Source organism: Microbacterium sp. NPDC087665, from assembly GCF_044743285.1.
In the GTDB taxonomy this organism is placed as follows: Bacteria; Actinomycetota; Actinomycetes; order Actinomycetales; family Microbacteriaceae; genus Microbacterium.
Genome location: NZ_JBIUWD010000010.1, coordinates 24,365 through 42,496 on the forward strand (window position 1 = coordinate 24,365; position 18,132 = coordinate 42,496).

The window sequence follows — 18,132 nt, forward strand, 5'->3', positions numbered from 1 at the left end:
CCGCGCACGGTTGCTCTGGAATCACGCTTTCGACAACGTCTCACCACCGCAGAGAGACGATGGGTGGGCGGAAGCGTTCTCCGAGTGATCCCCTTCGCTCAGCCCTGGCAGGTGCTTCATTTCTGGGACTCGGACGGAGTCTTCGCCGGGTGGTACGTGAATCTCGAGTCCGAGAAGCAGCGCGATCGTCTCGGTCTCGTGGCGGTCGATTGGTATCTCGATCTCGTCATCTCCGCCGACTTCACCGTCGAGTGGAAGGACGAGGCCGAGGCGGCAGCTGCCGTTCACACGGAGTACTTGCGCGAGGGCGATCTGGTCCGCGCCCGCCGCACGGGCGAATCAATCGCGACTGACCCTCGCGCGTTCGTCGAATCGCTCGGACGCTGGGATATCTCACATCCTCCTGAGAGGAACGAACAGCCCCTTGAGCTTCCACTCGGATGGGATGCTCTCTGACACGCGACGGCCTGGTCCACCCTCTCGGCCGACGGTATACTGAAAGTATGACCACCACGATCAAGGTAAGCGATGAGCTCCGTGATCGCCTCAAGGAGCAGGCCGCGCGCGACGGCCTCACCCTCGGTGCGCACCTTTCGCACCTCGCCGATGCCGAGGACCGCCGGTGGCGACTCGAGTCATTGCGGGAAGCGGTCGCCCAGACGTCGCAAGCGGACGTCGAGTCGTACTCTGCAGAGACTGCGGAATGGGCGCGACTCGAACTCCCTCACGCCTCGTGAGTGCACTCGAACTCTCACCAGGCGTCGTCGCTTGGGCCGCACTGGCGCCGGCGCGAGGACGAGAGCAGGGCGGACACCGCCCGGTGCTCATCATCGCATCAGCCGGATACCTCGACGCAGTGACGACGCTCGCCATCGCGCTGCCGATCACGACGACCGATCGCGGGTGGCCCAACCACATTCGGGTCGAAGGACCCAGCGGACTGGATCAGCCCTCCTGGATCATGACGGAGCAACCGCGCACGCTGTCGCGTGATCGCCTCACCGGTGTCGCCGGCTCCGTCACCCCGGAATGCATCCGAGCTGTTCGAGCGTGGCTCGGGGACTTCCTGGACCTCTAGGGGCGTGACCCGAGTCCCGTGGAAGGATGGCCGGATGAATGCGCTCCGTCCGATCGACACGACGACCTGGCCTCGCGCCCCGCACTTCGCCCACTACCGCGAGGCCGTGCCCTGCACGTATGCGATGACCGTCGAGTTGGACGCGACGAGGATGGTGCGCGCGCTGCGCGACTCAGACCGCAAGACATATCCGACCCAGATCTGGGCGCTCGCCTCCGTCGTGAACCGGCACGACGAGTTTCGGATGGGGCTGACCGACGACGGCGCTCCCGGAGTGTGGGGCACGGTCCATCCAGCCTTCACGGTCTTCAATCCCGAGCGAGAGACGTTCGCGAGCGTGTGGACGCCGTTCGACGCCGACTTCGGGGCGTTCCACGACCGCGCGGTGGACCTCTTGGCGACTTACCGCTCCGCCACATCGATGTTGCCCCAGAGCGACACCCCGCCCAACGTCTTCGACATCTCGAGCCTGCCATGGACGTCGTTCACGGGCTTCTCCCTGCAGATCAAGAACGGCTGGGAGCACCTGCTGCCCATCTTCACCCTCGGCCGATACACCGAGAAGGGCGGGCGGATCATGCAGCCGCTTTCGATCCAGGTCCATCACGCCGCCGCAGACGGGTTCCACACGTCGCGCCTTCTCGAGGAGCTGCAGTCTCTGCTCGACGAGCCCGACTGGATCAGCGGCTGATCCGAAACGTGCCGGCCCTTCGACAAGCTCAGGGACCCACTACGGAGCGAGCGACCGTCCCCTACTCGGGCCAGATCTCCTTCTGCGAGTCGGGCACGGCCTCGCCCAACGGCACGACCAGCACCGAGCGGTGCTGCCGGTGCGTGAGGCGCGCGGCGACCGAGCCGGTGAAGAACTCGCGGATCGACTCGCCGATGCCCCGCTTGCGGGTGCCGACGACGATCAGCTGCGCATCGAGCTTCTGAGCGAGCTGCTTGATCGCCAGGGCGGGATCCCCGACGAGCTGACGCGCGGTCCACGTGAGATCGGTCTTGTCGAGCACCTCGGCGACCGAAGCCTGAACCGCCTCGAACTCGGCGGCACCGGCATCGAAATTGATGTCGATGGGCGCGGAATGCACGTACCCATCGGGGTCTTCGTAGGTGACGAATCGGGTCACGTCGACGTGCGCCACGACCAGCGGCACGCCGAAGAGGCGAGCGAACTTCGCGGCCTCATCGAGCACGTGCCGATCTTGGTGGGGCTGCACTCCGACGATCACAGCTTTCTGCAATGCCGCGTTCTGCGCCGCCTCGTCGGACGGAGTGGAGGTGTTGTCGGTCATGAGGATCGCTCCCTTCACCAGCCTGGGTAGGCCGGAGAACCCGGCCCGCGTGCTATTCTGAATGCTACTCTTACCGGCCTCGAACCGGTGTCGTGAATGCCGCGGGCCCTCGTTGCCCGCCGCTTAAATCGTGAGGGGGTCTCGCGCATGGGCCGTGGCCGTCAGAAGGCGAAGCACACAAAGATCGCCCGCGAACTCAAGGCGTACAGTCCGTCGGTGAACTACTCAGCGCTCGAGCGCGAGTTGGCACATCCGACCGACGAGAACGCCTATGTCGACAAGTGGGCAGATGACTATGTCGACGAGGACGAAGACGAACTAGAGAAGGCCTAACCGCCCTCTCCCGTTCGAAACCCCCGTATGACCTACGGGGGTTTCCTCGTACCCGGGCGCACCTGAGAGAATCGTCGGATGCCCCACGTCGTCGCGCTCTACCGTCACCCGATCAAGGGGTTCACCCCCGAGCCGCTCGAGTCGATGACCGTGCAGTCCGACGGACGCGTGGCCGGCGACCGTGTGCTCGCGTTCCGGTTCGCCGATGCGGCGACTCCGGAAGAGCGCGACGGCCTCGACCACTGGCCGAAGGCGAAGGGCCTCTCGCTGCAGGACTTCCCGGCGCTGGCCGCGCTGCGCACCCACTACGACGACAAGCGCGCACGCGTGCGCATCGAGCACGAGGGCGCCGTGCTCGTCGAGGCCGCCCTCGACGAGGCGGGCCGCGCGGAGCTGACGGATGCCGTCACCGCATTCGTGCTCGCGACGCCGGAGGGCCGACGCCTCGGGCGCCCCGGCCGCCTCCCCCTCGTGCTGGTCGGCGATGGCGAGACCTCGCGATTCCAAGACCGTGCGCGCGGTTACGTCTCGCTGCACAGCCGCGGCAGTGCGGATGCTCTGGCCGAGGCGGCGGGAACGGGAATCGATGACCGACGCTTCCGCTCGAACATCGTGATCGACGGCGTCGACGCGTGGGCCGAGCTCGATTGGCAGGGCGAGGTGCGCATCGGCGACGTCACGTTGCGCACCGAGGGCCCGATCGTGCGGTGCCTCGCGACCCACGCGAACCCCGACACGGGCGAGCGCGATGTGCGGGTGCTCACCACCCTCACCAATGCCATCGGGCAAACCGAACCGACGCTCGGACGCCTGTTCCTGCCCGCGACCGGCGGGATCGATCACGCCTCGACGGCCGGCATCATCCGCGTGGGCGACGACGTGCACGTCGGCTGATCACCAGCGCCTGACGTCACCCGCACCCGGCTTCACCGGCGGCGAACGTCACCAGCGACCGTGGCGCAGTTCCCAGTCGTCTTCGATCGTGCGACGGCGTCCGGCGACGATACCCGCCGGGATCGACACCACGAGCACACCGGCGACGACGAGCAGCGGCACCTGCCACCCTCCGGTCGTCTCGTGCAGCAGACCCACGAGCAACGGGAAGACGGCGGCGATCGCGTAGCCGATGCTTTGCACGAAACCGCTGAGCGCGACCGCGCTCTCGGGCGTGCGGGCACGGATGCTCAGCAGCACCAGACTCAGCGGGAACATGATCGCCGTGAGTCCGAAGATGCTCACCCAGAGCGGCAGCGCGACGGTGGGTGCGAAGAACAGACCGGCGAGACCGGTGAGGCCCGCCGCCACCGCGAACAGGAACAGCGGACGCGTGGCTTGGAACCGCACGACGAGGATCGGCACGAGCATGCCGCACGGCAGACCCAGCAGCGCGAAGAGCGAGAGCAGGAAACCGGCCGTCGCGGGGGTCACACCACCGATGTCGACGAGCATCGTCGGCAACCAGGCGAACGAGACGTAGGCCATCGTCGACGACGTGCCGAACACGAGCGCCAGCGCCCACGCCATCGGCAGTCGCCAGAGCCGACCGAACACCCGCGGGTTCGCCGGGACCGTCGTGATCGGACCGGTGGCCACGGCCACGGCATCCGTCAGATCGTGCAGACCATCGGTCGGATCGATCTCGACATCGCCGTCGGCAGCCCGCGCTGTCTTCGGGGCACGTCGCTCGGCGATCAACAGCGTCAGCCAGGGCAGCAGGGCGAGTGCGGCGAAGAGACCCCAGAGCCCGAGGGAGACGCGCCATCCGAGCGAATCGGCGATCGGCACGGCGACCAGCGGCGGGATGAAGGTCGAGACGGCCATCATCGTCGAGTACAGCGTCATCATCACGCCGAGACGATCGGGGAAGTACTTCTTCACCAGCGGCGGCAGCAGCACGTTGCCTGCGCCGACGCCGGCGAAGACCACGGCGGTCGCGGCGAGCAGCGTCACCGAATCGATCGAGAGGCCGCGCAGCACGAGACCGAGCGTCATCAGCGCAAGGGCGCCCACCGCCACGCGTTCGAGGCCGAAGCGGCGTTCGAAGAGCGGCGTGAGCAGACCGAACACCGCGAAGCACACCGGCGGCGCCGCACCGATCAGACCGACGACGACCGGAGACACCGGGAAGTCCTCGGCCACGTGATCGATCACGGGCGACAGCGACGCCACGGCCGACCGCAGCGAGAACGCCACGAGCACGATGCCGAGCAGCGCGAGAGTCCGCCCCTGCCAGAGCGGGCGGCCTTCCGACGGGCTCAAAGACCCCGACATCAGGAGGTCTGGGAGCCCTCGACCCAGGCGAGGTACTCGTCGGAGACGGTTCCGGTGACGTACCGGCCGTCGAAGCAGCTCATGTCGAGCTCCTCGACCACGGAACCCTCGGTGATCGCCGCCTTCAGGTCGTCGACCTCCTGGTAGACGAGGTGGTCGCAACCCAGCACTTCAGCGATCTCGGGGATCGTGCGGCCGTGCGCGATCAGCTCCTGACGCGACGGCATGTTGATGCCGTAGACGTGCGGATGCCGCACCGGAGGCGCCGCGGACGCGAAGGTGACCGAGGTCGCCCCGGCGTCGCGCGCCATCTGGATGATCTCCTTCGACGTCGTGCCGCGCACGATCGAGTCGTCGATGAGGAGCACGTTCTTGCCCTGGAACTCGGTCGACATGGCGTTGAGCTTCTGACGCACGCTCTTCTTGCGCACGGCCTGGCCCGGCATGATGAAGGTGCGGCCGACGTAGCGGTTCTTGTAGAAGCCCTCGCGGTACTCGATGCCGAGCTTGCGGGCGACCTCCATCGCGGCGGGCCGCGACGAGTCGGGGATGGGCATGACCACGTCGATCTTGTCCATCGGCACGTGCTTGGCGATGGTGTCGGCGAGACGGTCGCCCATGCGCAGACGCGACTCGTAGACCGAGATGCCGTTCATGACCGAGTCGGGACGGGCGAGGTAGACGTACTCGAACGCGCAGGGAGCGAGGCGCGGGTCGGTGGCGCACTGCTTGGTGTGCAGCTCGCCCTCGGTCGTGATGAACACGGCCTCGCCGGGATCGACCTCGCGCACGACCTCGTAGTCGCCGTTCTCGAGCACCAGTGACTCGCTCGTGACGACCCACTCGTCGCGCCCCTCGGCGCCGGGAGCGGTCGACGGACGGCGGCCCAGGATGAGCGGGCGGATGCCGAACGGATCGCGGAAGGCGAGCAGACCGTAGCCCGCGATCACGGCGATCACGGCGTAGGCGCCCTCGATGCGCTCGTGGGTGCGGGCGACCGCCTCGAACACGCGCTCGGGGTCGAGGTCGACGGTCGAGGTCGTGTTCTGCAGCTCACCGGCGAGCACGTTGAGCAGCAGCTCGGTGTCGCTCGACGAGTTGAGGTGGCGGCGATCGCGCTTGGCCATCTCGGCGGTGAGCTCACGCGTGTTGGTGAGGTTGCCGTTGTGGATGAGGATGATGCCGTACGGCGCGTTCACGTAGAACGGCTGCATCTCCTCTTCGCTCGAGGCGGTGCCCTTCGTGGCGTAGCGCACGTGACCGAGGCCGACGTTGCCGAGCAGCGCCCGCATGTCGCGGGTGCGGAACGCCTCGCGCACCATCCCCTGCGCCTTCGCGTTGTGCATGATGCCGTTGGCTTCAGCGGTCGATATGCCCGTCGCGTCTTGCCCGCGATGCTGCAGGAGCAGAAGCGCGTCGTAGATGTCCTGGTTGACCGGGGCTGCCCCCACCATTCCGACGATGCCGCACATGGGGGTTTACATCGCTCCGTCCGCGTAGGCGCCCACGAGGCGCACCGCTCCGCCGTCGACGCCCTTGGCGCCCTGTTCGAATTCTCCTGCGGGCTGCCCGCTGAAGCGCACCGTGCCGACCTGCCACGCGGGCATGCCTTCTGCGGCGAGTGCCGCGATCGCGGCGTCTTTCTTGTCGTCTGCGATGACCGCGAGGAACCCGATTCCCAGGTTCCAGGTGCCCTCCGCCGACTCGAGCGACGAACCGGCGATGTCGCTCAGCACCCGGAAGACGGGGCTCGGCGACCACGTGCTGCGGTCGACCTCGGCCCAGCTGCCCTGCGGGAGCACGCGGGCGAGGTTCGCCGCGATGCCGCCGCCGGTGACGTGGCTGAGCGCGTGCACCCCGCCGGGGAGCGCGTCGATGAGGCGCAGCAGCGGAAGCGTGTAGAGGCGGGTCGGCTCGAGGAGCGCCTCGCCCCAGGTCGTGCCGAGCTCGGCCGCATTGTCGCCGTAGGAGATGCCGGCGCCCGTGATGATGTGGCGCACCAGCGAGTAGCCGTTGGAGTGCAGGCCGCTCGACGCGATCGCGATCACGGCGTCGCCGTCGGTCACCCGCTCGGCACCGAGGATCGCGTCGGCCTCGACGACACCCGTCGCCGCACCGGCGACGTCGTAGTCGCGCGGTCCGAGGAGCCCGGGGTGCTCGGCTGTCTCGCCGCCGACGAGCGCGGTGCCCGTGGCCGCACAGGCCTCGGCGATACCGCGCACGATGTCGGCGATGCGCTGCGGGAAGACCTTGCCGCACGCGATGTAGTCGGTCATGAACAGGGGCTTGGCCCCCACCACGACGATGTCGTCGACGACCATGCCGACCAGGTCTTGGCCGATCGTGTCGTGCTTGTCGATCGCCTGCGCGATGGCGACCTTCGTGCCGACACCGTCGGTACTGGTCGCGAGCAGGGGACGGCGGAAGTCGCGCAGTGCGCTGGCGTCGAAGAGGCCGGCGAAACCGCCGACACCCCCGAGCACTTCCGGGCCGTGCGTCGCCCTCACGGACGACTTCATCAGCTCGACGGCGAGGTCGCCGGCAGCGGTATCGACGCCGGCTTCGGAATAGGGATTGGTGGGGGAGGCAGCCACGCGTCCAGCCTACCGTCCGCGGGGCGTGTCGGTTCTCCCTTCACAGCCCTACGATGGGGCCATGGCCGACAAGCCGCAGTGGCTCATCCGCGAAGACGCGAGCGTTCCCGTGCTCGTCGCCCTCGCGCTGCGCCAGGAGCTCGGCATCCGCGTTCCCGACGACCTGCCGAGCCTGCGCAACCTGCCGGTACGTGCCCCGGATGCTTCGGACGCCACGGCGGAGATCGAAACCCAGTGGCGCGAATACTGGGACATGACCGTCGAGCCCCGCGCGCATCCCTCGAGCGGTCCGCTCGAGCTGATCGAGGGGTTCGACACGCTCGTCGCCCTGCCTGCTTCGGGGGCGGAACAGCTCGCCTCCGCCATCGCCCCGCACGGGGCATCCGCCCTCCGCTATGCGCGCGACGCGCATGACCACTACGTCGGCTCGATGAAGCACCACACCGGCGGCGACGCCTATCGCGCCTATGCCAGCGCGATCGCCGAGTTCGAACGCGACATCGGGCGTCGCGCGCACTCGTTCGAGCTGAACGTGCAGGTGCTGCCGTTCTCGCAGCGCGGCATCTGGTGGATCGGGGCCCTCACCGTTGCCGTGACCGACGGTCTGCGGCGCGACATCGTGGCGTTCGATGCGGCCATCCGGCCGGTGATCGCCGAGCTGGCGTAGCCCCGAACGTCAGTCCGCTTCGACGATGGTCTCGCGGCCGACCCGCACGACGCGGTCGTGGCGACGGCCGGTGCGCTCGAGGATCAGCGCGACGACGCCACCGAGGGCGAGGCCGATCGGCACCGTCCACAGGAGGAGGAACCCGAAGACCTGACCGGCCGGGTAGACGACGTCGAGAGCCTGCGACTCTTCGAAGCTGCCGGTGAAGGTGAGGATGCCGGCGGCGATGATGCCCAGCACGACACCGATGCCCATGAACACGCCGTACCGCGGCACGTGGCGCACGGTCGCTTCGACGGTCTGGGAGGTCTCGGAGGAGGACATGCCTCCATTCTCCCACCGTTCCCTGTGGCCGTGGCACGGGATGCTTCGACAGGCTCAGCAACCCATGTGGATGGGTCCCTGAGCCTGTCGAAGGGCCGGATCAGACCTCGGTGGTCGTCTCCGCAAGTGCCGGCTTGTTGCTGCGGCGTCCGATGTACACGCCGCCGGCGCCGACCAGGGCGACGAGGACGAGTCCTCCGACGATCCACGGCCAGATCGGGGCGCCCTGCTCGTCGGCGACCTCGGTCACGGCGGTGACCGATGCGCTCGCCTCGGAGTCGGCCTCGTCCTCGACCGGAGCGGCGACGCCGCAGTCCGCACCCACCGGGATGACGGCGCTGACCGGGTCGAGCGCCTCACCCGCGGCGTAGGTGCCGAAGGCGGTGGCCCCTGCCTCGGTGAGGGTGGCGGGGATGCTGTCGAGCGTGAGCACTCCGTCGACCGGAGCCGCGTCGCCGAGGGCGAACTCCGCGAAGCGGACGGCCTTCAGGTCGATGGCCTCACCGGTCTGCGTGGTGCCGGTGACGTCGACCACGATGTAGCCGGTGTCGCCCGCGAGCTCGATGCGGAAGTTCGCCAGCGTCGTGTTCAGCGCGCCGTCGTGGCCCGTGAAGTTGATGCTGCCGCCGTATGTCACGAGCCCTGCACCCGTCTCATCGTCGAACGAGCCGGAGCCGTTCGCCCAGACGAAGTCGGGGTACTGGTAGGCCACGTCGGTGAGCGTCCAGCCACCCTTCGCGATGCCCTCGATGTAGGTGCGGAACGACTCCTTGAAGCCCCAGTTCAGGCTCGCGCCGTCGATGGTGCAGGCGCCGATCACGACGGTCTCACGAGCGAGCGTGAACGCGAGTCCGCGCGAGACCGAGCCCTGCAGGGTGAGCGTGTGCTCGCCGTTCTCGAGGGTGGCGGGCAGCGAGCCCGTCCAGGTGGCGTTGCCCGAGGCATCCGCCGTGATCGAGTCGAGCAGCACGGGCGTCGAGTACACGACGACCTTGATGTCCTTCTCGTTCGGCTGGAATCCGGATGCCGTGATCGTGGCGGGCTTGCCCGACTGCAGGGCTGCGAGGTTGTCGTCGTCGATCACGATGCCGGCGCTGGTCGGCGGGGTGGCCGGCAGCGTCGCCTTCTTCACGACGGCGGCGGCCGCCGCGACCGTTCCGGATGACCCGGCCGGTGCCGCGGCAGCGGAACCGATCGTGAAGGTGACCGGGTTGAGCGTGGTGGAGTAGCCCTGGAACACCTGGCTGACGCCGGCGTTGGTCAGCGATGCGGGAGCGGCGACATAGGTGACGGCGCCGTTCGCCGTGGTCTTCGCCGCGCTCGACAGGTCGAGCGTCGCGAAAGCGACCTGGCTTCCGCCGCTGGTGACGTAGAGCGTCGCCGTGTTCGCCGACGTGATGCGGATCTGCGGATTCGCGACGGTCACATCGAGGATGCCGTTGTGCCCGGTGAAGCGCACGGATCCGACGTACGAGACCGTGCCGAGGCCGGTCGCGGTGTCGTACGTGCTGCCGACGGCCTGGCCGAACTGGAACTGTCCGCCCGAGCGGGTCGCTCCGCCGGTGACCTCGATCGCGCCGTGCGCGATCGGACCGGTGATGTAGTTCGTGAACGACGACGAGATCGACCACAGCAGCGAGCCACCGGGAACGGTCGCCGGCGGAGTGACCGGCGGAGTGCCCGGCTCGACCGGCGGTTTGCCGAGCAGGTCGTCCCACTGCTTCTCGGTGATCGTCACCGCAGCCGACGCGTAGATCGTGTCGCTCGTGGGCAGCGTGTGCTGCTTCCAGGCGATGACCTCGTACGACGTGGTGCGGTCGAGCTTGCTCGCCGCGACGTTCAGGTCGACCGAGAACGCACCGTCGGCGACGTCGCGCACGTACTGCATGGCGAGGAAGCCGTCCGTCGGCGTGATCGATCCGGCCGTGCCTGCCTCGATCAGCGCGACGTAGGCGCCGGTCGCGTCACCGAGCCCGGTTCCCGCACCGGTGACCGTGAGGCCTCCGGCGGCGGTCGCCGACTTCACGGTCGTGGTGACCGCAGGCGCATCGTCCGGGCCGAGGATCGCGACCCACTGGGCATCCGTCACGGTGACGGTCGAGCGGGCGTAGATCGTCGACGCGTTCGGCATCGTGTGCTGCTGCCACGCGATGACCTCGTAGGTCTTCGAACGATCGAGCGTGTCCGCAGCCGCCGTCAGATCGACGGTGAACGCACCACCCGACACGTTACGAACGAACTGCATCGCCAGGAACCCACCGCCGGCCGTCACATCGGCCTCGGTGCCCTTCTCGATCAGCGCGACATACGCACCCGTGACATCACCGATCTTCGAACCCGCGACGGCGACCGTCAGGCCGTCCTCCGTCGCCGACTTCACCGTCGTGGTCACGACGGGTGCCTCGGTGTACTTCAGGGCGACGGCGCGCTCCTGATCGGCGTTCACGACGCCACCGGCGCCGTAGGTGTAGATGCCGTAGGCGCCCGGCTTGGCCGCGGCATCCTTCAGCGTCAGCGTGGCGGTGAACGTGCCGTCGGCCGCGATGTCGACCCACTGGCTGCGGATCGTCGGCTGGAAGCTCGCGGGCACCTGGTTCAGAACGCCCTCGGCGAGCGCCCAGAGCTGCGAACCGACAGAGCGGTTGGCGGCGGGAGCGGATGCCGACGGCTTCCAGTTCTCGGCGAAGTTGCCGAAGACCACGTACGTGCCCTGCGGCAGCGTCGCGGGAATCGGAACACCACGACCACCGACGTTGGCGGCGGGGTCGTAGCCCGAGCCCTTCACGACGACCTTGTCACCGGTGCGGAGAGCCACGCCCTCGGCCGGGGTCACGCCATCGGCGAGGAACACCGAGATCGACGGGGCGGCGGGGGCGGGAGCGATCGCGTCCCAGTCGGCCGCACTGATCGTGATCGGCGTGCGGGCGAGGATCGTCGAGGCGTTCGGCAGCGTGTGCTGCTGCCAGACGAGCACCTCGTAGGTCTTGGTGCGGTCGAGCGCCGTCGCCGGAGCGTCGAGGGCGACCGTGAACGCGCCGCCCGAGACGCCGCGCACGAACTGCATGGCGGCGAAGCCTCCGCCGGCCGTGACGTTCGCCTCGGTGCCGGTCTCGATGACCGCGGCGTAGACGCCGGTCGCCGTGCCGAACTGGGTGCCGTTGACGGTCGTGGTGATGCCCGTCGCACCGGCGGTCACCGCAGAACTCACGGTGATCTTCGGGGTGAGCGAGTAGTTCAGGGCGACGCTGCGCTCCTGATCGGCGTTCACGACGCCACCGGCACCGTACGTGTACACGCCGAACGCACCGGGAGCGGATGCCGTGTCCTTCAGCGCGAGGGTGGCGGTGAAGGTGCCGTCAGACGCGATGTCGACCCACTGGCTGCGGATCGCACCCTGGTAGTTGGCGGGCACCTGGTTCAGCACGCCTTCGGCGAGCGCCCACAGCTGCGAGCCGACCACGCGGTTCGCGGCGGGAGCGGATGCCGAGGGCTTCCAGTTCTCGGCGAAGTTGCCGAACACGACGTACGTGCCCTGCGGGAGGTTGGCGGGGATCGGGGCGCCACGGACGCCGATGTTGGCGGCCGGGTCGTAACCGGCGCCCTTGACGACGACCTTGTCGCCCGCCTTGAGGGCCGTGCTCGCGGCCGGGGTGACGCCGTCGGCGAGGAAGACGGAGATCGACGGGGCTGCCGGCGTCCCGGGGTCAGTTCCGGGGTGAGTGCCCGGATCGGTTCCGGGGTCAGTGCCCGGATCGGTTCCGGGGTCCGTACCCGGGTCGGTGCCGGGGTCCGTACCCGGGTCAGTGCCGGGGTCGGTGCCCGGCTCTTCGACCACCGGCGGGAAGACGGCGTCCCACTGCGCTGCGCTGATACTGACGTCACTGCGCGCGTAGATGTTGGACGCGTCGGGGATGGTGTGCTGCTGCCAGACGATGACCTCATAGGTCTTGGTGCGGTCGAGTCCGCTCGTCGGCGCCACCAGCTCGATGCCGAAGGCGCCCGCCGAGACCGTGCGCACGAACTGCATGGCGGCGTACCCGCCATCGGCCGTGACCTGCGCCTCTGAGCCCTTCACGATGAGCGCGGCGTACGCGCCGGTTGCATCGGCGGGGAGTCCGGATGCCTGTACCTGCACCGAGACACCGGAGGTGCTCGCCGCGGTGACGCTCGTCGTGACGGCGCCGTCGGCCGCGAGCGCGGGTTGCGCGACGGTGAGGCCGGTGACGACGAGGAAGAGCGATATCAGGGCAGCGATGGCCGCGCGGACGCGGCTGCTCGCTCTGGGCGTGGTGACGGTGGAGTTCACGGGTTTCTCTCCGGGCCCCCAGGGTGCGCGGGCACGCACGCCGGCGGTGCCGCAATGCAATCGGGCGAAGGAATTAGGTTAGGCTGCGCTAAGAACCAGCCTCTTCCTGAGCGTAGAGGGAAGCCGCGGAGCGAGTCAAGTTTTAGGATAGCCTTGCCTTATGCGCCGCGTTCTTGCCGTCTTCCTCGCTGCCACGATCGCGATCGGTCTCGCAGGTTGTGCACAGCCCACCGCAGACGCCGCCGCACCGACGATCGAGGATGACTGCCCGCAGGCATCCGTCCCGCTCGCCGACCTCGACCTCACCGACGAAGTGCGCGCGGTCGAAGGCCCCTCGACCGCCTGCCTCTCGAGCCATGCGATCGACCCGGTCGACGACGACACCGCTCCGGACCTGCCCGTGACGGTGACCGACAGCGAAGACCGCGAGGTCACCATCACCTCGGCCGACCGCATCCTCCCCATCGACATCTCGGGCACGATCTCGTCGACCGTCTTCGCCCTCGGGCTCGGCGACCAGGTCGTCGGACGCGACTCGTCGACGCAGTTCGCCGGCACCGAAGGCCTGCCCGTCGTCACACAGACCGGGCACAGCCTCAATGCCGAGGCGATCCTCGAGCTCGCCCCGACCGTGATCCTCACCGACACCACGATCGGCCCGAAGGAAGTGCGCCAGCAACTGCGCGACGCCGGCATCGCCGTGGTCGTGATCTCGAGCGATCGTCGCCTCGACACCACCGACGAGCTCGTCACCGAGATCGCCACCGCACTCGGTGTGCCCAGCCGCGGCGCCGCACTGATCGAGCGACTCGACGGCCAGCTCGATGAGGCCCTGGCCGAGATCGCCGAGATCGTGCCGGCCGATGAGGGCGACCGCACGCGGATGCTGTTCCTCTACGTGCGCGGCAGCGCGAACATCTACTACATCTTCGGCGAGGACTCCGGGGCGGACTCGCTGATCGACGCGGTCGGGGGCGTCGACGTCGCCGAGGAGATCGGCTGGGAGGGCATGAAGCCCATGACGGCCGAAGCGCTCGTCGCCGCGAAGCCCGACGTGCTGGTGATGATGACCGACGGACTCGACTCGGTCGGCGGCATCGACGGACTGATCGAGCGCGTCCCCGCCGTCGCCGAGACCCCCGCGGGCATCAACCGCCGTGTCATCGACATGGCCGACAGCGAGATCCTGAGCTTCGGGCCCCGCTCTGCCGACGTCATCAGCGCCCTCGCCCGCGCCCTGTACGCCCCCGAGCCCGCGAAATGACCTCGGAGGTCGTCACCCCGACGCCGACCACGCGCCGGGGGCTGCGCTTCGCCCTGGTCGTGATCGGCCTGCTGGCCGCCCTCGCGATCACCTGCGTGGTCTCGATCACCAGCGGGCAGTACGACCTCTCCCCCACCGACCTCATCGGCGTGCTGCTGCACGGAATCGGCATCGACACCGCCTGGGCCCCGTCGAACGCCACCGACTACGGAGTCATCAACAGCATCCGGATGCCGCGGCTGGTGCTCGGTCTGCTGGTCGGTGCCGCGCTCGCGGTCTCGGGTGTGCTGATGCAGGCGATCTTCGGGAACCCGCTGGCGGATGCCGGAGTCGTCGGCGTCTCCTCGGGTGCCGCGCTCGGTGCCGCCGCGAGCATCACCCTGGGCCTGGCCTCGTTCGGCATGTGGACCACTCCGGCGTTCGCTTTCCTCGGCGGACTCGTCGCCGTCTTCTCCGTCTACTTCATCAGCCGATCGGGTGGGCGCACCGAGGTCGTGACGCTGTTGCTCACCGGCATCGCGATCAATGCGATCGCCGGTGCGGGGATGGCGTTCCTCACCTTCCTCGGCACGACGTCGACGCGCGAGCAGATCGTGTTCTGGCAGCTCGGCTCGCTCAACGGCGCCCTGTGGTCGAACGTCGCCCTCGTCGCCCCGCTCGTCGCCATCGGTATCGTCGTGGGGCTCATCGTCGCCCCCAGCCTCGACCTCTTCGCCCTCGGCGAGCGCACCGCCCGCCACCTCGGCCTCAACGTCGAGCTGCTGCGCATCACCGTCATCGTGACCGTCGCCCTGCTCGTGTGCGCGGCCGTCGCGTTCGCCGGCATCATCGGCTTCGCGGGTCTCGTCGTGCCCCACCTGATGCGCATGATCATCGGCCCCGCCCACCTGCCGCTCGTCATCGCCTCGGCGCTCGGAGGCGCCCTGCTCATCGCCGTCGCCGACCTCGTCGCCCGCACCGCCGTGCCTCTCGCCGATCTACCGATCGGCATGATCACCTCGCTCGTCGGCGGCCCGTTCTTCCTCTGGCTGCTCGTGCGCACGCGCCGCCGCGCCGGAGGCTGGGCGTGAGCGTGCGACTGCGGGGCACCGGGCTCACCGTGCGCGTCGGCGACGGACGCGCGATCCTCGACGACGCCTCGATCGAGATCCGCGCCGGAGAGATCCACGCCCTGGTCGGACCCAACGGCGCCGGCAAGACCACCCTGTTCGGGGTGCTCGCCGGCGATGTGACCGCGCAGTCCGGATCCGTCGAGCTCGATGGGGCGCCGGTCACCGGCATCCGCTCCCGCGCGCTCGCCCAACAGCGCGCCGTGCTGCTGCAGGAGAACGCGGTGTCTTTCCCCTTCACCGCCGAACAGGTCGTGCGCATGGGCCGCACCCCCTGGGCGCGCACCCCCGCGGCCGACGACGACGACGCGATCGTCGCGACCTCCATGGGGTCGACCGAGGTGCTGCCGCTCAGCGCCCGCGCGGTCACGTCGCTCTCGGGCGGCGAACGCGCCCGCGTCGCCCTGGCCCGCGTGATCGCTCAGAGCACCGGCATCCTGCTGCTCGACGAGCCGACCGCCGCGCTCGACCTCAAGCACCATGAAGACGTCATGCGCCTCATCGGCCTGCGAGCAGCCGAGGGCATCGCCGTCGCGATCGTGCTGCACGACCTGAACGCCGCCCTCGCACACGCCGACCGCGTCACCCTGCTGTCGGACGGACGCGTCGTCGCCTCGGGCACACCCGCCGAAGTGCTCACGGCCGCCCGCATCGAAGAGGTCTACGGACAGGCCGTCGACGTGTTCCCGCACCCCGTCACCGGGGTTCCGCTGGTGGTCGCGCGGCGCTAAGGCGGGGTAAGGGCCGAGGGGCTCAGAGCACCGGCAGGCCGTCTTCGTCGAACGTCACCCCCTCGGCGATCAGCCTGTCCCTGGCGGCATGGTGCGAGACACCGCGCTGTCGGGGGTCGGACTCGAGCATCTGCAGGAGGATCTCGCGCGTCACGTTCGGGTTCTCCACCACCGACAGACGCGTGCCCCAGAAGCGATCGTGCGCGAAACGCGAGAGCGTCGCCTCATCGGCATCAGGATTGTTCGCGGCGGCCGCGCGGATCGCCTGGTTGGGATCGTCGAAGAACACCGCGAACTCCTCGGGCGTGCGCGCCGCCCTGGCCAGGGCGTATCGACGCTGTTCGTCAGCGAGCTGTTCCGGTGACTTGCGCTTTCCCACGAAGGTCCCTTCGTTCGACTTCCGCCACCGTATCCGCAGCCTCCGACACAGTCACGTCTCTGCGGGCCCTTCGTCTCGTCGCTGCGCTCCGCGCTCAGGAGCCGGCCCTGAGCGAGTCCACTAGGGCCGCAGGGGCAGCACGTCGACGAGGTCGGCGCGGGTGCCCGAGGCGGCGATACGACCGGATGCCGCGGCATCCGCCCATTGCTCCTCACCGAGGGCGACCGCGATCCACGTCGCGGCATCCATCTCGACCACGTTCGGCGGGGTGCCACGCGTATGCCGCGGCCCCTGGATGACCTGCACCGCGCCGAACGGCGGCACCCGCACCTCGACGCTGTTGCCCGGAGCCTTCTCGTCGAGCAACTGCAGCAGGTACCGCACGGCCGTGGCGAGGGCGGTGCGCGGAGGCTTCTCGCCCGCGGCATCCGCCTTCTTCACGATGTCGAGCGCCGTGCGCCCGTCGATGAGATCGATCTTCTTCGCCATCACTTCTTCTCCCGGACGACGACCGCCCATGCTCCGAGCCCGGTCGGGCTGATGCCGTTCGCCGTGACCTCGGTGATCCCGACCACGTCGCGGCTGAGCACGTGCGGGCTGTCGTCGCAGACGAGGTCTTCGTCGATCCGGTTCATCGCCGTGGGCCCCGTCTCGACCGTGTAGTCGACGCTCATCGTCTCTTCGCCGAAGCACGAGAACTCGATCGTGCTGGCATCGACCGCATCCAGTTCGCTCATCGACACCCCATCACCCGGCTGCGCATTCGACGGGGTCGTGGCCATACCCGCGAGAACGCCGATGCTGTTCGGGATCTGGTCGTCCCACGAGTCGATCCAGTCGCTCACCTCGTCGGGATTCGGCTCCGCCGCGGCGCTGCACCCGGTCAGTGCGACCAGCAGGAGCATCCCTGCGCCGATTCCGTGCCATGTCTTCACGCCCGCGAGCCTATCTCGCGCCCGTAGGCTCGACGCATGAGCATGCATCCCGAAGGCGCCCGCGCCGAGCTGCTCGCCGCCGCGACCGGGCACTCGTGGGGCGGGCCGTTCCCGGCACTGCTGGACCCGTCGACCGCGAACGACGCCTCGGTGCTGATCCTGTTCGGCGTGCTCGACCGCGAACCCGCCGTCGTGCAAGACGCGGCGGTCGCGCGCGACCTCGACGTGCTGCTGCAGCGCCGCGCATCAACCCTCTCGTCGCACCCCGGACAGGTGTCGTTCCCCGGTGGTCGGGTCGAACCCGGCGATGCGGATGCCGTCGCCACCGCGTTGCGCGAAGCAGAAGAGGAGACCGGGCTCGACCCCACGGGCGTCGACGTGCTGGCGACGCTGCCCGAGATCCCGCTCGCCGCCAGCAATCACCGCGTCACTCCGGTGCTGGGCTGGTGGCGCACCCCCTCGCGGGTCGCCGCCGTCGACCACGCCGAAACGGTGGAGGTGTTCCGGGTGCCGGTGGCGCAGCTGCTCGACCCGGCCACCCGGTACACGTCGGTGCGCGCCTTCGGCGATCGCACGTTCCGCGCCCCGGCCTTCGACGTCGACGGAACGATCGTCTGGGGATTCACGGCCATGGTGCTCAGCGGTCTCTTCGACGCGGCCGGCTGGACCGTGCCGTGGAACGTCGACGACGAGCGACCGGTCTGACCGATCCCTCGGCCACAATTCAGGACAGATCAGGCCACCCGACGGGTTTCGGCCGCGAATCCCGGGGGCTGGGGTCTTTTGTCCTGAGTTATGGCCGGGCCGCCCTGCACAACTCCTCAGAACCTCACGGCTTCGACCCCG

20 protein-coding genes are annotated in these 18,132 nt (G+C 69.0%); 11 read left to right on the forward strand and 9 right to left on the reverse strand.

What is annotated here, in order from left to right; all coding sequences use genetic code 11:
* Window positions 1-84 precede the first annotated feature (84 nt).
* From ACIOSY_RS17075 to catA, 4 genes are read left to right on the forward strand one after another with little or no spacing between them, the layout of a single operon-like run.
* Window positions 85-456: a DUF402 domain-containing protein gene (locus tag ACIOSY_RS17075; protein ID WP_400855341.1), complete on the forward strand. Its 372-nt coding sequence runs from the start codon at window positions 85-87 to the stop codon at window positions 454-456.
* A gap of 47 nt (window positions 457-503) precedes the next feature.
* Complete coding sequence (locus ACIOSY_RS17080) at window positions 504-737, forward strand: hypothetical protein (protein ID WP_400855342.1); 234 nt, start codon at window positions 504-506, stop codon at window positions 735-737.
* A complete protein-coding gene (locus ACIOSY_RS17085) occupies window positions 734-1,078 on the forward strand; it encodes a type II toxin-antitoxin system PemK/MazF family toxin (protein WP_400855344.1) in 345 nt (114 codons plus the stop codon). Before ACIOSY_RS17080 ends, ACIOSY_RS17085 begins: the two co-directional genes overlap by 4 nt.
* A 34-nt stretch (window positions 1,079-1,112) precedes the next feature.
* Entirely contained in the window at window positions 1,113-1,769 is a 657-nt protein-coding gene (gene catA / locus ACIOSY_RS17090) for a type A chloramphenicol O-acetyltransferase (protein ID WP_400855346.1), read from the forward strand.
* Between the two features lie 61 nt (window positions 1,770-1,830).
* On the opposite strand, the gene ACIOSY_RS17095 is transcribed toward catA, so the two are convergent.
* Window positions 1,831-2,373 (reverse strand): universal stress protein, encoded by a 543-nt coding sequence (locus tag ACIOSY_RS17095; RefSeq protein WP_400855348.1) that lies wholly within the window; start codon window positions 2,371-2,373, stop codon window positions 1,831-1,833.
* Window positions 2,374-2,520: 147 nt separating this feature from the next.
* On the opposite strand from ACIOSY_RS17095, the gene ACIOSY_RS17100 reads away from it, so the two are divergent.
* Together ACIOSY_RS17100 and ACIOSY_RS17105 are read left to right on the forward strand one after the other, a co-directional pair.
* Window positions 2,521-2,706: a DUF3073 domain-containing protein gene (locus tag ACIOSY_RS17100; protein ID WP_400855350.1), complete on the forward strand. Its 186-nt coding sequence runs from the start codon at window positions 2,521-2,523 to the stop codon at window positions 2,704-2,706.
* A gap of 78 nt (window positions 2,707-2,784) precedes the next feature.
* On the forward strand, window positions 2,785-3,600 hold the full coding sequence (locus tag ACIOSY_RS17105; RefSeq protein WP_400855351.1) for an MOSC domain-containing protein: 816 nt from the start codon (window positions 2,785-2,787) through the stop codon (window positions 3,598-3,600).
* Window positions 3,601-3,648: 48 nt separating this feature from the next.
* Here the strand turns inward: ACIOSY_RS17105 and ACIOSY_RS17110 are convergent, their stop codons facing one another.
* The 3 genes from ACIOSY_RS17110 to purM are packed head-to-tail and all read right to left on the reverse strand — an operon-like array spanning window position 3,649 to window position 7,571.
* Window positions 3,649-4,977 carry a CynX/NimT family MFS transporter gene (locus tag ACIOSY_RS17110; RefSeq protein ID WP_400855353.1) on the reverse strand — a complete coding sequence of 443 codons (1,329 nt, stop codon included), beginning with the start codon at window positions 4,975-4,977 and terminating at the stop codon, window positions 3,649-3,651.
* Window positions 4,977-6,449, reverse strand: a complete 1,473-nt coding sequence (purF, locus tag ACIOSY_RS17115) for an amidophosphoribosyltransferase (RefSeq protein WP_400855355.1) — start codon at window positions 6,447-6,449, stop codon at window positions 4,977-4,979. Before purF ends, ACIOSY_RS17110 begins: the two co-directional genes overlap by 1 nt.
* A 6-nt stretch (window positions 6,450-6,455) precedes the next feature.
* Window positions 6,456-7,571, reverse strand: coding sequence for a phosphoribosylformylglycinamidine cyclo-ligase (gene purM, locus ACIOSY_RS17120; protein WP_400855357.1), 1,116 nt, complete (start codon window positions 7,569-7,571; stop codon window positions 6,456-6,458).
* A gap of 61 nt (window positions 7,572-7,632) precedes the next feature.
* On the opposite strand from purM, the gene ACIOSY_RS17125 reads away from it, so the two are divergent.
* Window positions 7,633-8,238 carry a zinc-binding alcohol dehydrogenase gene (locus ACIOSY_RS17125; RefSeq protein ID WP_400855359.1) on the forward strand — a complete coding sequence of 202 codons (606 nt, stop codon included), beginning with the start codon at window positions 7,633-7,635 and terminating at the stop codon, window positions 8,236-8,238.
* 9 nt (window positions 8,239-8,247) lie between these two features.
* On the opposite strand, the gene ACIOSY_RS17130 is transcribed toward ACIOSY_RS17125, so the two are convergent.
* A complete protein-coding gene (locus ACIOSY_RS17130) occupies window positions 8,248-8,562 on the reverse strand; it encodes a potassium transporter Trk (RefSeq protein WP_400855361.1) in 315 nt (104 codons plus the stop codon).
* Window positions 8,563-8,662: 100 nt separating this feature from the next.
* Complete coding sequence (locus ACIOSY_RS17135; protein ID WP_400855363.1) at window positions 8,663-12,868, reverse strand: HtaA domain-containing protein; 4,206 nt, start codon at window positions 12,866-12,868, stop codon at window positions 8,663-8,665.
* Between the two features lie 160 nt (window positions 12,869-13,028).
* On the opposite strand from ACIOSY_RS17135, the gene ACIOSY_RS17140 reads away from it, so the two are divergent.
* Genes ACIOSY_RS17140 through ACIOSY_RS17150 form a run of 3 tightly spaced genes read left to right on the forward strand, consistent with a single transcriptional unit; the run spans window position 13,029 to window position 15,972 of the window.
* Complete coding sequence (locus tag ACIOSY_RS17140) at window positions 13,029-14,132, forward strand: hemin ABC transporter substrate-binding protein (RefSeq protein WP_400855365.1); 1,104 nt, start codon at window positions 13,029-13,031, stop codon at window positions 14,130-14,132.
* Complete coding sequence (locus ACIOSY_RS17145; protein WP_400855366.1) at window positions 14,129-15,202, forward strand: FecCD family ABC transporter permease; 1,074 nt, start codon at window positions 14,129-14,131, stop codon at window positions 15,200-15,202. The genes ACIOSY_RS17140 and ACIOSY_RS17145 overlap by 4 nt, the downstream gene beginning before the upstream one ends.
* Complete coding sequence (locus tag ACIOSY_RS17150) at window positions 15,199-15,972, forward strand: heme ABC transporter ATP-binding protein (protein ID WP_400855367.1); 774 nt, start codon at window positions 15,199-15,201, stop codon at window positions 15,970-15,972. The genes ACIOSY_RS17145 and ACIOSY_RS17150 overlap by 4 nt, the downstream gene beginning before the upstream one ends.
* A 22-nt stretch (window positions 15,973-15,994) precedes the next feature.
* Here ACIOSY_RS17150 and ACIOSY_RS17155 read toward each other — a convergent pair whose 3' ends face one another.
* The 3 genes from ACIOSY_RS17155 to ACIOSY_RS17165 form a co-directional block, all read right to left on the reverse strand.
* Entirely contained in the window at window positions 15,995-16,351 is a 357-nt protein-coding gene (locus ACIOSY_RS17155) for a hypothetical protein (protein ID WP_400855368.1), read from the reverse strand.
* A 120-nt stretch (window positions 16,352-16,471) separates the two neighbouring features.
* Window positions 16,472-16,840: a sterol carrier family protein gene (locus ACIOSY_RS17160; RefSeq protein ID WP_400855369.1), complete on the reverse strand. Its 369-nt coding sequence runs from the start codon at window positions 16,838-16,840 to the stop codon at window positions 16,472-16,474.
* Window positions 16,840-17,286, reverse strand: coding sequence for a hypothetical protein (locus ACIOSY_RS17165; protein WP_400855370.1), 447 nt, complete (start codon window positions 17,284-17,286; stop codon window positions 16,840-16,842). The genes ACIOSY_RS17160 and ACIOSY_RS17165 overlap by 1 nt, the downstream gene beginning before the upstream one ends.
* A 36-nt stretch (window positions 17,287-17,322) precedes the next feature.
* Here ACIOSY_RS17165 and ACIOSY_RS17170 point away from each other — a divergent pair, with 36 nt between their 5' ends.
* Window positions 17,323-17,991 (forward strand): NUDIX hydrolase, encoded by a 669-nt coding sequence (locus ACIOSY_RS17170; RefSeq protein ID WP_400855371.1) that lies wholly within the window; start codon window positions 17,323-17,325, stop codon window positions 17,989-17,991.
* The last annotated feature ends 141 nt before the right edge of the window (window positions 17,992-18,132 follow it).